This is a genomic window from Mucilaginibacter sp. P4_C11, assembly GCF_056402115.1.
Genome location: NZ_JBFUIA010000011.1, coordinates 125,453 through 139,863, shown reverse-complemented (window position 1 = coordinate 139,863; position 14,411 = coordinate 125,453). Strand labels below are relative to the sequence as shown.

General features: G+C 44.0%; 7 protein-coding genes. 3 read left to right on the top strand and 4 right to left on the bottom strand.

Annotation, left to right across the window (positions count from 1 at the left end):
• Window positions 1-26 precede the first annotated feature (26 nt).
• The 4 genes from AC1DU2_RS12390 to AC1DU2_RS12375 form a co-directional block, all read right to left on the bottom strand.
• Window positions 27-2,453 (bottom strand): ABC transporter permease, encoded by a 2,427-nt coding sequence (locus tag AC1DU2_RS12390; protein WP_477361777.1) that lies wholly within the window; start codon window positions 2,451-2,453, stop codon window positions 27-29.
• Between the two features lie 161 nt (window positions 2,454-2,614).
• Window positions 2,615-5,020 (bottom strand): ABC transporter permease, encoded by a 2,406-nt coding sequence (locus AC1DU2_RS12385; RefSeq protein ID WP_477384743.1) that lies wholly within the window; start codon window positions 5,018-5,020, stop codon window positions 2,615-2,617.
• 155 nt (window positions 5,021-5,175) lie between these two features.
• The gene (locus AC1DU2_RS12380) at window positions 5,176-7,569 is read right to left on the bottom strand and encodes an ABC transporter permease (protein WP_477384741.1); all 2,394 of its coding nucleotides are present in this window, start codon (window positions 7,567-7,569) and stop codon (window positions 5,176-5,178) included.
• A gap of 225 nt (window positions 7,570-7,794) precedes the next feature.
• Window positions 7,795-9,531 (bottom strand): phospho-sugar mutase, encoded by a 1,737-nt coding sequence (locus tag AC1DU2_RS12375; protein ID WP_477384739.1) that lies wholly within the window; start codon window positions 9,529-9,531, stop codon window positions 7,795-7,797.
• Window positions 9,532-10,697: 1,166 nt separating this feature from the next.
• Between AC1DU2_RS12375 and AC1DU2_RS12370 the strand changes: the two genes are divergently transcribed.
• The 3 genes from AC1DU2_RS12370 (at window position 10,698) to AC1DU2_RS12360 (ending at window position 14,375) form a co-directional block, all read left to right on the top strand.
• Window positions 10,698-11,453 carry a glucose 1-dehydrogenase gene (locus tag AC1DU2_RS12370; protein WP_477384737.1) on the top strand — a complete coding sequence of 252 codons (756 nt, stop codon included), beginning with the start codon at window positions 10,698-10,700 and terminating at the stop codon, window positions 11,451-11,453.
• 67 nt (window positions 11,454-11,520) lie between these two features.
• A complete protein-coding gene (locus AC1DU2_RS12365; RefSeq protein ID WP_477384735.1) occupies window positions 11,521-12,099 on the top strand; it encodes a TetR/AcrR family transcriptional regulator in 579 nt (192 codons plus the stop codon).
• Window positions 12,100-12,479: 380 nt separating this feature from the next.
• Window positions 12,480-14,375 (top strand): AAA domain-containing protein, encoded by a 1,896-nt coding sequence (locus tag AC1DU2_RS12360; protein WP_477384733.1) that lies wholly within the window; start codon window positions 12,480-12,482, stop codon window positions 14,373-14,375.
• The last annotated feature ends 36 nt before the right edge of the window (window positions 14,376-14,411 follow it).

Genomic DNA, 14,411 nt, shown 5'->3' with positions numbered 1-14,411 from the left:
TCCTTTGGAGAGGGTTGGGTGAGGCTCTACTCGCTTCTCAGACTCTTCACCGGGTTGCTCAACGCAGCTTTGATTGACTGAAAACTGATAGTAGCGAAAGCTATAAAAACAGCAAGAAAAGCCGATACCGCTATTACCCACCACTGAATGTTTTGACGGTAGGCAAAGCTTTGCAGCCATTGGTGCATAGCCAGCCAGGCTAAGGGCGTTGCTACCAAAATGGCTATCAGTACCAGTTTAATAAAATCCTTACTCAGCATGGCCACAATGGTGCTTACTTCGGCACCCAATACTTTGCGTATGCCTATTTCTTTACTGCGTTGTTCGGCAGCATAAGCGGCAAGGCCAAACAGGCCAAGGCAAGCGATAATAATGGCCAGCGTGGTAAACACAATGGCTAAAGTACCCATACGTTGCTCGGCACGGTAAGTGGCATCAAAATCATCATCCATAAACGAGTAGTTAAACTCCCGGTTGGGCGCCATTGATTTCCACTTACTTTTGATAAGGCCCATTAGCGTAGTAATGTTGGCAGTGTTAACTTTTAAACTTAGCGCCCCCTTGTCGTCCCCGAACGCCAATGCTACCGGGGTTATATTTGCTTTCAACGAATTGAAGTTAAAATCCTTCACAACACCAACTATCCGGTAGCCCTTCCAGATTTTGGCCATATTATCCTGCGGAACGTACAACATTTTGTTAATTGGATCGGCTACGTTCATCAGCTTTGCCGCTGTTTCATTAATGATCATAGCGGAGGTATCGGTACCCATTTGTTTACTAAAATTGCGGCCTTTTATCAGTTTTAAGCCAAGCGTACCTATATAATCTTCATCAACTGTCCAGCTTTGCGCCAATACTGCCTTCTTTTGGTCAAGGTTACGGTCGGGGAACATGCTGCTGCTGTTGCGGTAGTCCATAGTGGGCAAAAAGCCTGTCATGGTGGCGTTCAATACCCCGGGCAATTGCTTTACCTCGTTTTTGAATGCGGTAGCCTGGTTACCCAAATCCCATGTGCCATGCACTATCATCACCTGGTCGCGCTTATAGCCAAGATCTTTATGCTGAATAAACTGTAGCTGGTTATAAATAACCAGGGTGCCAATAATCAGGAAAATTGATATCGAAAACTGGAACACCACCAGGAAACTCCTGAGCCAACCACCTTTAAAACCATTGGCAAGCTTGCCTTTTAATACTTCGATAGGCTGAAACGCCGACAGGAAAAAAGCCGGGTAAAAACCAGCCAAACATCCAATAACAAGCACTGCTATCAGCATACCGGGTAATAGCCAGCTTAACGAACTGACGTTGAAGCTAAATGATTTATCGGCCATGTTATTAAACACCGGCAAAAACAAATAAGCAGTAATAATAGCCAGTAGGGCCGCTATAAACGTAACCATCACCGACTCGGACAAAAACTGGAAAATAAGGTATTTACGCGGCGAGCCCAGCACTTTACGTACCCCCACCTCGCGCGCCCGGTTTGATGAGCGGGCGGTAGATAGGTTCATGAAATTTACACAAGCTATCAGCAATATAAAAATAGCCACCGCTGTAAAAATGTATACATACTGGATATTGCCATTTGGCGCCAGTTCCGATACGGCGTTCGATTTTAGGTGAATATCTTTAATCGCTATTAAGTTAAGCTGGTATTTATTACCTGCTTTTTCAAACTGATCGAATGTGATATGCAGTATACTTTGTAACTGAGGGCCGGCGTGTTTACGCATCAGCAACGGCAATTTGGCTTTAAATTTCTGCGGATCGGTTCCTTCACGTAATAAAACGTAGGTGTTAAAATTATTGCTGAACCAGGCATCTTGCTTGCTTTCGGCCAGGGTACTCATGGATAAAAAGAAACCGAAATTAAAGTGCGACTGCTTAGGGATATCTTTTATAACGCCCGTTACTTTATAAAGCGTGCTATCATTAAAGGTTAGGGTTTTGCCTACAGCTTGTAGCGGATTGTTAAAATAACGCCTGGCAACGGTTTCATTAATAACCACACAATGTGGCTCAACCAAAGCTTTTTGCGGGTCGCCTGCAATCATCGGGAATGTAAAAACATCAAAAAGTGTGGCATCGGCAAACAACATGTGATCTTCCTTAATATTCTGGTTGCCTTTTTTTACGTTGTTGCCTCCCCTGTTTATCAGGCGTACGGTTTTCTCCACCTCCGGCAAATCGGCCACTAAAGCGGCGGCCAATGGTGCCGGCGAACTGGCGTACGACTGATCGTTGCCGCCAAATTTGATATCGTTGTTGATGCGATAAATTCTATCGGCCTTTGTATTAAACTTGTCGTAACTCAGCTCATCTACCACATAAAAAACAATCAGCAAACAAGTAGCCAGCCCAAGGGCCAGCCCCAACACATTAATAGCCGTAAAACCTAAGTTTTTCTTCAGCGTACGAAACGCAGTTTTAATATAGTTTTTTATCATCTCAATTGGTTCATTAGTTCATTGGTGGCACAGTTCATTAATTATTTGTTTATTTCTTCGGTGGTTCACTGGTGCAATGTTTATTAGTAACTGGGGCAAACGCCGGCAGATTAATCCGCCAAGCACCAATGAACTAATGAACCAGTGAACCAATGAACAAGTTACTCACTCCTTAAACTTTTAACCGGGTTGCTTAACGCGGCTTTGATGGATTGGAAGCTGATGGTTACAAAAGCTATTAAAAGGGCTACCCCGTCTGCTATCGCTAATATCCACCATTGGAAGTTGGCGCGGTAGGCAAAGTCCTGCAGCCATTTGTTCATAGTCAGCCAGGCCAATGGCGAGGCTATTACTATCGCCACAAATACCAGCTTTATAAAATCTTTTGACAACATGCCAACTATTGAGGTTACACTGGCACCCAAAACTTTACGTATACCAATTTCTTTATTGCGCTGCTCGGCGGCGTAAGCCGCAAGGCCAAACAAACCAAGGCAGGCAATAAGGATGGCCAAGGTACTAAATGAGATAAAGATCTGGCCTATCCGCCTTTCTGAACTGTAAGTGGCATCAAAATCTTCGTCCATAAAAGAATAGGAGAACCGCTGGTTTGGCGAAAGCTCTTTCCATTTGCTTTCTATCTGGTTCATGAGGCCCATGATGTTTGCCGTTTTAACCCTCAGGCTGATAGCACCCCTGTCTTCACTATAATACAACACCACCGGGTTAATTTTATCATGCAGCGAATTGAAATTAAAATCTTTCATTACGCCCACAATATGATAGGGTTGTACACCATAAGTATCGCGGTAGATGGTTTTATCAAGCGGTTGTTTTTGGCCATACATCTTCACAAATGCCTGGTTAACTATAATGGCGGCCGTATCGGTGGCCATTTGCTTGTTAAAGTTGCGGCCATCAATCATTTTAATGCCCATGGTGCTAATGTAATCTTCATCAACAGGCCAAAACTCTGATAGCATGTCTTTTTTAATATCGATAACGCGATCAGGAAACAAACCTGTAACATTCCTGTCGTCACCAACCGGCAAAAATGCCGTCATGGTTGCGTTTACCACACCGGGCAGTTGTTTCAGTTGTTGTTTCAATATGGCTGCCTGTTTGCCCAGTACACCGGTATTTTTAATCACCAGCACCTCGCTCCTGTCAAAACCAAGATTTTTATTGTGGATGTAATTAAGCTGGTTATAGATAACTATAGTACCTATGATCAGGAATATCGAAATTGAAAACTGGAATACTACCAGAAAACTACGAAGCAACCCTCCCTTAAAGCCGTTGGCAATTTTACCCTTCAATACTTCAATTGGGCGGAAAGCGGACAGGAACAATGCCGGATACGAGCCTGCCAAAGATCCAATTACCAAAACAATCATCAGCAAGGCCGGCAAAAGCCAGGTTAACGTTTGTGACGTTACTGCCAGTTGCTTGCCCGCCATCTGGTTAAAAACAGGCATCAGCACAATGGCTAAAATAACAGCTGCTATAGTTGATACCAGCGTAACCATAACAGACTCGGTTAAAAACTGGGCGATAAGGTATTTGCGCGCCGAGCCTAATACCTTGCGTACCCCAACCTCTTTGGCACGGTTTGATGAACGGGCAGTTGAAAGGTTCATGAAATTAACACAAGCTATAAGCAGTATAAACAGGGCTACAACCGAAAATATATATACGTACTGAATGTCGCCGTTTTTTTCCAGTTCGTACTGGCTCACAGAGCGCAGGTGGATATCAAGCAAGGGCTTCAGTTCGATGTCCAGGTAATTGCCGTTTGACGTCCAGGTTGATGGTGGCGCATTTGAATTCTTCAGTTCGATACTCCTGATCTGGGCTTCCAGGTTTTTAATATTGGTGCCAGGCTTTAACAATAGGTAATTGCGCATGCCGCCATATCCCCAGGAATTAACCTTGCTTTCGGGCATGGATGAAAACGACAAAAAGAAATCGTAATGAAAATGCGATTGTACAGGTATATCTTTAATAACCGCCGTGATCTTGTAGGTACTTGTATCGTTAATGGTGAGGGTTTTCCCTACCACGTTAGTTTTATTGAAATATTTTTTGGCGGTACTTTCGGTAATCACCGCGGTATGCGGCTCGGTTAAAACATTGGCGGCGCTGCCATCAATGATGGGCAGCGTAAACATATCAAACAGGTTCGACTCGGCAAAAACTATCTTTTTCTCCTGCAGGTTTTCGTTCCCCTTACGTACCGAAAATTTTTGCGCCGACATAAACAGCGCCGTATTAGGGACTAATCGCGCTATCTTCTCGATACCAGGTAAATCTTTAATGGCATTCGCCAATGGCGCTTCGGTTGATCCGTATGAGCCTTCCCTGCCGTTAAGCCGTACATTTTCCGTAATACGGTAAATCCGGTTGGCGTTGGTATTATACCTGTCGTAACTAAGCTCATCTACCACATACAACACAATCAACAAACAGGCAGCCAGGCCAACAGAAAGCCCCAGCACATTTATAGCCGTAAAGCCTTTGTTTTTCCAAAGGCTGCGGTAAGCGGTTTTAATGTAATTTTTTATCATGAATTTGGTTCATTAGTTCATTGGTTCATTAGTGCAATGTTTATTAATTCACCGGTCTGTGGTTCATTGGTTCAATGTTTATTAGCAACCGGGGCAAACGCCGGCAAATTAATCCGCCAGGCACCAATGAACTAATGAACCAGTGAACCAATGAACTACTCACTTTTAAGACTTTTGGCAGGATTAACTGTGGCTGCCCTTATTGATCGTACACTTACGGTTAAAAAAGCGATTACAGCGGCTATAACGCCTGCCAGCAGGAACACCCACCAATGGATCTCGACACGATATGCAAAGCTTTGCAGCCATTTACTCATACTGTACCAGGCTAATGGTGATGCTACCAGTGCCGCTAATAATACAAGCTTCATTAAATCTTTCGACAACAGGTTTACGATACTGGTTACACTGGCACCTAATACTTTGCGGATACCTATTTCCTTAACCCTTTGCTCGGCAGTAAAAGTGATCAGGCCGAACAGACCTAAACAGGCTATGCCGATGGCCAGTATGGTGAACACAAACAGTAGTTTGCCTTGCTTTTGCTCGGTTTGGTATTGTGCTGCAAAGTTTTGGTCAAGAAAATTATAGTCTGCTTTATTTTCGGGATCAAAGCGGGCATATACTTTTTGCAGGTAGCTGATAGCGGCCTGTACATTACCCTGGCCCAGCCGCACGTATAAATTATCTTTATCTTTTGTTTCGGATGGAAGGCTTAACACCATGGGCAAGATTTTGTGCTGCAGCGAGTAGGTATTAAAATCTTTTATTACACCTATTACGGTAGCGTAGGTAACCACCCCGTGATTTACTCCGCTGCGAACGCGTGCGCCGACCGGGTTTTTCCAGCCCATTTCTTTCACCAGCGTTTCGTTAACCAGTATGGAATGGTTGGCAGTATCGGCAGGGCCTTTCATGAAATTACGGCCGGCAGCCATTTTTATCTGCATGGCAGGCAAAAAGTCCTCATCGATGATCAGCGATTCTACCAGTTTGCTATCCGGACCTTTTTTACCGTCGGCCCCTATGCTAAAGTAGGTAGATCCTATATCGTTATTGCCGATGGGATTGCCGGCAACCGCCACGCTTTGGATCAAAGGGCTTTGCAGTAACTGCGTTTTAATTTCGTCGGTTTTAGCCCTCACGTCGCGGTTGCCGATGTGGAACGTAAGCATTTGCGATTTGTTGAAGCCAAGGTCTTTAGTGAGCACGAAGTTGAGTTGCTGGTAAATTACACAGGACCCAACGATCATCAATATGGTAATCACAAACTGGAATACCACCAGCCCCTTGCGGAAAAGAATAGTTGAAGATTGGTTACCCAACTGCCCCTTCATGGCGCTAATGGTTTTAAAACCCGAAAGGAACAAAGCCGGGTATACACCGCTTACCACGCCGGTAACTACAGCGAATAATGCAAATACCACCAACGATTTGGTTACCCCGAAATACCAAAGCTGTAACGATTTACCGGATAGGATATTTACGTAGGGTAAGGTAGCCTGTATCAGTACCATACCTGCAATGGTAGCCAGCACCGCCAGCAGGATTGATTCGGTAAAAAACATGTACAGCAATTGCATCCGGCCCGAGCCGATTACTTTCCGGGTGCCAATCTCTTTGATCCTGACAGATGAACGCGCCGTGGTAAGGTTAACGTAATTGATAACCGCAATGGCCAAAATGAGCAAGCCAACGATGCCAAAAACATACAGATAGGCTACGTTGCCATTATTGCCCATCTGGTAGTCAAGGTTGGAGTGCAGGTGAATTGCTGTAAGCGGCAATAGTTCCAGTTTATAGGTTACCCCTGCCAGGTTTTGCTTCAGGTATTTGTTATAAAAGTCGCCGGAGCGTGCTTCAATTTTTTGATAGTCGTCATGATCTTTTAGCAGCACGAAGGTGTAAATACCTGCGTTGCCCCAGTTGCCATTATAATCGGCATTGAATGAACGCAGCGCGCTAAACTTAAATGTAGAATTTTGCGGCACATCATCAATTACCGCGGTAACGGTATTTTGAACGTCACCTTCAAAAGTGATCACCTTATCGATAGCGGATGAGATATCACTGCCAAAGATCTTTTCGGCCAATGTTTTAGTCAAAACGATGGATTGTGGCTTTACAAGTGCCGTGTTGGGATCGCCGGCTAAAAAGCGATAGCTAAATACATTAAAGATGTTTTTATCGGTAAATGAAATATCACCGGCCTCAACCTGCTTTTCGTTGTAAACAATTTTGCCGCCGCCCTCCAAATCCACGCGTACAGCCTCTTCAACTTCGGGGTAGTCTGCCTTTAGTGCCGGTGAATAGGGTGGCGATGTCACCGCCAGGTTAAAACTGCCGCCGTTCCATTTGCCATGCTGGGCTACCTGGAAAATCCTGTCCGATTTTTCATTATATCGGTCGTAACTCCACTCATCGGCAACGTATAAACTGATAAGCCAAAACGCTGCCACCCCAATGGCCAGGCCGCTTACGTTGATAATAGAGAAAACCTTATGTTTGATTAGGTTTCGCCAGGCTATTTTTATATAATTTTTCAACATAAGGCAAATGTTTAACGTTTATACAACTTAAATACTAAAACGCGTACCAATTACACAATATACTAATAATCAATTATTTATATAAAAATCAAAAATTAAAAACCGTACGAAAGCGGACGGTGGCCGTACACAGGCGAACAGATGGAGATTTTTCAGACGCATGATAACGCAAAAATCCCGGCGCAAGGGCCGGGATTTTCAGGATATATACTTTTAAAAGAAGGGTTACACGCCCAAATCCTGCATAATGGCATCAATTTTAGCATCCAATTGTTTGTCGGTATCGGCATAAGCTTCTTTGCTGGCTAACTTGCCATTAACGCTGCAATAAAATTTAATCTTCGGCTCGGTACCTGATGGACGGGCAGATATTATGCTGCCATCTTCGGTAATAAACTGCAACACATCTGAGGTAGGCAACTCAATTACTTTGGTAGTGTTGGTAATCAGGTCGGTTTCTACCTGGAATTCGTAATCCTTTAAGGTAACAACCTTTGATCCACCTAAAGTAGCAGGCGGGTTTTTCCTGAAGGTTTCCATCATGGCTTTAATTTCTTCAGCACCGGTTTTACCTTTCTTGGTTATCGATATCAGCTTCTCTTTGTAGAAACCATATTGAACGTAAGTATCAATTAATGCTTCAAACAAACTACTGCCTTTATCTTTGTAATAAGCCGTCATTTCGGCAATAAAGGCGCTTGATACCACAGCATCCTTATCGCGCACCAGCTCGCCTATCAAATAACCGTAACTTTCCTCGCCACCGCCAATGAAGGTTTGTTTGCCTTCAAAGTGAGTCATCAGTTCGCCTATATATTTAAAGCCGGTTAATGTGTTGTAGCAGGTTACATTTTTGGCTTTAGCTATGGCATCAATCAGGTTTGATGTTACAATAGTTTTAACAATGTACTCCTTGCCGGTAAGTTTACCTTTATCTTCCCATGCGCTAAGCAGGTAGTTGATAAGCATGCAGCCGGTTTGGTTGCCGTTGAGCAATATAAATTCGTTATCGGTGTTCTTTACAGCTATCCCTACACGGTCGGCATCAGGGTCGGTAGCCAAAACTAAATCGGCATCAGTTTCCTGCGCTTTTTTTAGTGCCAGGGTTAAAGCTTCTTTTTCTTCGGGGTTTGGATACACTACCGTAGGGAAATTTCCATCGGGTGTGGTTTGTTCATCCACAAGTATCACATTCTCAAAACCAAAACGTTTTAAAGCTTGCGGCACCAGGGTAATACCTGTACCATGAATTGGCGAATAAACAATTTTTAAATCTTTTTGGCGATGGATGGCCTCGGACGAGATAGATAATTTGGTGATCCCTTCTAAATAAAGTTCATCAACTTCCTCGCCTATCTCCTCAATGTTGGCATCAACACGGTTGAATTTAATATCATCAACGCTGGCAATTTTTGCCACTTCGTCCATCACCGCTTTATCATGCGGCGATACAAACTGGCCGCCATCGGCACCATATGCTTTGTAGCCGTTGTACTCTTTAGGATTATGCGATGCAGTAAGCATTACCCCGCTTTTGCAACCAAAATGGCGCACGGCAAATGAAAGTTCGGGCGTTGGGCGCAAGGCCTTAAAAAAATACACATGGATATCATTGGCCGAAAACACTTCAGCCGTAATATTTGAAAACAAGTCGGCGTTATTGCGGCTATCGTGTGCTATGGCAACTTTAACTTTTTCGCCCGGGTAGGTTTTTTTCAAATAATTGGCCAGGCCCTGGGTTGCAGCGCCAATGGTGTACTTATTAATGCGGTTTGAGCCGGGACCCATGGTACCACGCAAGCCACCTGTACCAAATTCCAGGTCGCGGTAAAACGAATCGGTTAACTCGGTATATGCTTTATTGTCTAATAACGTTTGAATTTCCTGTTTAACATCGGCATCGTAATTTCCTTCGAGCCAGGTGTTTACTTTTTTAAGGATGGATGGGTCTAAGTCCTGCATTGGTATAAGTATTTAAAAGATGATTGGGTTAACCAGTGGTTGTAACAAATATGATAATAAAATGTGTTTTTAAATCAACATCAAAAAAATCTGTTGTTTAAAATCATCCATAATGTTACGCCGATAAATGTAATATTTTCTGCAATTATCTTTCATTATAAAAACATTAATTCGGCCAGCATATCAATTATAGTTTCCCGGGCGTGCCCGAATGGATCCTGGTCGTATCAAAATAAAACAAGGGAACGTGGGCAAATCCTAACCTCAGGCAATAATCAACCTGTCCACCCATCCGGCTCGGCATCCGCACATTGGCAAATGCGATGCGGCCTAATACGCATCCATTTATCAAAAAGTTAAACGGCCACAACCTTGCCTGTCACGGCGCAATTTCAATTAAACGAGGTGAAAACCACTAAAACATAGTGAGCTTTAAAACAAAGTAGTAGTTTATTAAGTATTTTATATTCAAAACATTATACATTCTATATAATATATCACTTCAAAATTTTTTAATTGCAGTTATCAAATCCTCGACCTGCTCCGGCAATAGGCCGCTACTCCACTTTAACTTAAATAGCTGCTTAATATCTCCATTAAAGCCAAACCAATCCATGACTTTAACCGCTCGTGGTTATAAGCCTATTTGATTAAGGAAAAGACCAGGCCCGATTTATTAGGTGGCCGGCAGGAGGGCTTTAAAAACGGGTGTATAATTAACTAATGCCACCGCAAAAACTACTATTTTATCACCTAATGTAAATAATGCATTTACCAGGCTTACAAATCGTTACCTACCAAACAAAACAATCGTTAGTCATAAACACCTGAACACCAGGACAAGTAACACACTCAACTTCAACTACAGGCCACAATGCTTTATTTATGAGAAACTTACATTCGTTTAGATACCTGCTTTGTTTATTGTTTTAAAGAGAAATATCGGGGGTAACTGGCAGGTTTGGCAAACGATAAACAAAAGTGGTAAATCCAACAATCAACTATCCTTGATATGCGCCAATATCACCAAACAACATCAGCCACCCCCCTATTTTGTAATCCGAATGTAATCATCAACAAAACCACTATTTTTATTTTGGAACGATCATTCCAATTGTATTATCTTTGAGTCATCAAACAAAAAACAATTATTAAAAAATAAAACAATGAGCAATTTAACAAACAAAGTAGCCGTAGTTACAGGTGGTAACAGCGGTATAGGATATGCCACCGCAAAAGAATTAGCCGCCAAAGGCGCACAGGTTGTTATTACCGGGCGTAACGCTACGGCAGTAAGCAAAGCAGCCGAAGAACTGGGCGTAACAGGTATAGTATCCGATCAGGCTAAGTTAGACCAGATAGATAGCCTGGTTGCCCAGGTAAAAGCGCAATTTGGCAAGGTTGATATTCTGTTCCTTAATGCAGGTGTAGCCTTGTTCAGCCCGATGGAGGTTGCAACCGAAGAACATTATGATACCATGATGAACCTGAATGTAAAAGGCGTGTATTTCACCGTTCAAAAATTTCTGCCTATTTTAAATGATGGTGGTTCTATCATATTCAACGCATCAGTTAACGCATCATTGGGCGCCCCCGATAGCAGTGTATACGCAGCAAGCAAAGCAGCCCTGTTATCATTCACTAAAGTATTCGCCCGCGAATTAGCTTCCCGTAAAATCCGTGTTAACTCCGTATCTCCCGGCCCGGTTGAAACCCCGCTTTATGGAAAACTTGGCTTAACCGAAGAGCAGGTTAGCGGCTTTGGATCTGTTTTAAGTCAAAGGATTTTGCTTAACCGTTTCGGTCAATCAGAAGAAATTGCAAACGCGGTAAGGTTCCTTGCTTCTGATGATGCCTCATTTATAACCGGCACCGAACTTGTTGTTGATGGTGGCTTAACTGTTAATGCCATTATGTATTAATAAAAAATTTTATACCTATTTGGAATGAATGTTCCAGATAGGTTTTTGTATTATTACAATTTGAATTATGGCCAGGAATAAAGATTTTGACGAGGATGAACTGCTTGGTAAAGCTGTTGATTTGTTCTGGGACAAAGGGTATCATGCAACATCTGCCCAGGACTTGGTAGACGGATTGGGCATTAGCCGCTCAAGCATTTACAATACCTATACCGATAAAAAAACATTATTTTCAAAGGCTTTGCGGCAGTACCAGGGCAAAAATACCAGCGCTGTGCTTACATTACTCGGCAATGCCGATAACCCCGCAGAAGCTATTAAACAGGTACTGTACGGTGTTATCCGCGAAAGCGAAGAAGACAAATTGGCCAAAGGCTGTTTTATGGTAAATACAGCCATCGAATTATCCAGCCACGATAAAGAGATTGCAGAACTGGTTTCCGAAAACAACCAAAGTGTGGAAGATGCGCTAACAAGCGTTATAGAGAAAGGCCAGCACCTGGGACAGTTTAAAACCGCACTGCCAGCCAGGGCACTGGCAAGGTTTATTTTTAGTACAATAAGCGGTTTAAGGGTATCGGCCCGGAGTGGAGCAGGCAGCAGTGTGCTGGAAGATATTGTGCGCGTGGCTTTATCGGCTTTGTAAGGATCGCCCATCGGGGAAGGAGTACTGCGTATTTCTTTTCAGTACAAACGCATCTAAATAGCTAACGAAATAAGCTTATGGCGTAGGGAAGATATAAACGTCAAACGAAACCTTGTTTTTATTGCCTGATCCCGGGTAAAAGATACAGGCCCCTTGGGCTCCTGTGTTAGGCAACAACGGGCACAAATATTTGGATGCTTCTAAATTACACGATCAGGTTTAGTGTTAACCATGTTTAAACACAAACCATTGATTAATAAATATTTATAAAAAATATATCTGAAATGTGTTAAGTTATGTTAACCATGTTAGACGTGTTTGCCCCGATAGCTTTCGGCCTTCCGCCTTAAGCTTTTAGCTTTATTACTACCTTTGCGCCGATGGATTATTTTAAGAAGCTGCTCGATCTGCTGAACAAAGAAAAAGAAGAAGACCGCAGCGCCTACCTCAAACTTACCGAAAACACATCTGCCGCCGATCGTCGTGCTCAGGGCCTTACCTGGTACCCTATCGCCATCAGGAATACCGAGCCCGGCCGGGGCGATTACATTAATGTAGAGGTTGAACGTACCACCCACCAGGATATTTCGCACCAGTTACGCTTTGGAGTGCCGGCCGCGCTATTCAGCAACCACGACCCTCAAAAGGACCGCGTAGAGGGCACCGTAACCTACCAGGGTGGCAACAGGCTCAAAATTACGCTATATACCGATGAACTGCTTGATTGGGCCCGCGACGGCAAGCTGGGCATCGACCTCCTGTTTGATAATAACAGCTACGATGAAATGTTCAAGGCCATAAAACAAGCATCAGCCTTAGGCGAGAAAAAAGAAGGCCGTTTGGTAAATATCCTGAGCGGTAAAACCTCACCAGTATTTACCGACGTTGCCCAACCTTTAAATATTTCCCGTTTAAATACATCCCAACTGGCGGCGGTAAACAAAATAGTAACTGCTCAAGATCTGGCCATAATTCATGGCCCGCCGGGCACAGGCAAGACCACCACACTGGTTCAGGCCATTTGTTTGTTAGCTAAACAAACCGGCAAACAAATTTTAGTAGTGGCTCCAAGCAACACCGCTGTTGACCTCCTGAGCGAAAAACTGGCCGATGAAGGTTTAAACGTTTTAAGAATAGGCAACCCCAACCGGGTATCCGAAAAACTGGTTTCACTAACGCTTGATAGCAAAATGGCCGACCATGCGGATAATAAACTCATCCGCACCCTTAAAAAGCAGGCCAGTGCCTATAAGGATATGGCGCACAAGTACAAGCGTAGCTTCGGCAAATCCGAACGCGACCAGCGCAAGGCCTTGTTTAACGAGGCCCACAAGATCATGAAAGATGTGGCGAATACCGAGCAGCACATTATTGACGACCTGGTTAGCAAAGCTCAGGTAATAACCGCCACCCTTGTCGGCTCCAACCACTATACCATCCGCGAGGTAAAATTTGAAACCGTGGTTATTGACGAAGCAGGCCAGGCACTTGAACCCGCCTGCTGGATCCCTATCCTGAAAGCGCAGAAAGTAATTTTGGCCGGCGATCATTTGCAGCTCCCTCCTACCATTAAATCAAACGATGCCGCCCGTGCAGGTTTAAGCACCACCCTCCTCGAAAAATGCGTTGCCCTGCATCCCGAAGCTGTTGTTTTGTTGGATGAGCAATACCGGATGAACGATGCCATCATGGACTTCTCATCCCGTGAATTCTACGGCAATCAGTTAAAGGCCCATGCTTCCGTAGCAACAAGGTTATTGTTTAATGGCGATACGCCAGTTACTTTTATCGATACCGCCGGGGCCGGGTTTGAAGAACAAGTGGCAGGTACCAGTACCTATAACCCGGATGAAGCCGCACTGCTATTTAAGCATCTGAACCGGCTGGTAACCGGGATTGGTCCGACCGAAAAATTCCCGTCGGTAGCCATTATATCGCCTTATAAAGAGCAGATCAGGGCACTGAACGAGCAATTACAAGCCAACCCGGAGCTGTTGCCTTATATCGATAGTATCTCCGTTAATACCATAGACAGCTTCCAGGGGCAGGAACGGGATGTGGTTTACATCAGCCTGGTGCGCAGCAATGCTAATGGCGAGATAGGCTTCCTTTCGGATATCCGCCGCATGAACGTAGCCATGACCCGCGCCCGTAAAAAACTGGTAGTTATAGGCGATAGCGCTACCCTAACCCGTTTAAAATTTTATGCTGATTTTGTAGAATATGCCGAAAAACTGGGCGGTTACCAAAGCGCCTGGGAATATGCGGGAGATTAGGAGCTTGTCGCATATCGCCCTAAATTGGTCGGTCAC

Bases quoted from the DNA above. Each gene is read 5' to 3' on its own strand.
- AC1DU2_RS12365 (WP_477384735.1), top strand. From the start codon at position 11,521: ATGGCCAGGAATAAAGATTTTGACGAGGATGAACTGCTTGGTAAAGCT.
- AC1DU2_RS12370 (WP_477384737.1), top strand. From the start codon at position 10,698: ATGAGCAATTTAACAAACAAAGTAGCCGTAGTTACAGGTGGTAACAGC.
- AC1DU2_RS12390 (WP_477361777.1), bottom strand. From the start codon at position 2,453: ATGATAAAAAACTATATTAAAACTGCGTTTCGTACGCTGAAGAAAAAC.
- AC1DU2_RS12380 (WP_477384741.1), bottom strand. From the start codon at position 7,569: ATGTTGAAAAATTATATAAAAATAGCCTGGCGAAACCTAATCAAACAT.
- AC1DU2_RS12385 (WP_477384743.1), bottom strand. From the start codon at position 5,020: ATGATAAAAAATTACATTAAAACCGCTTACCGCAGCCTTTGGAAAAAC.
- AC1DU2_RS12375 (WP_477384739.1), bottom strand. From the start codon at position 9,531: ATGCAGGACTTAGACCCATCCATCCTTAAAAAAGTAAACACCTGGCTC.
- AC1DU2_RS12360 (WP_477384733.1), top strand. From the start codon at position 12,480: ATGGATTATTTTAAGAAGCTGCTCGATCTGCTGAACAAAGAAAAAGAA.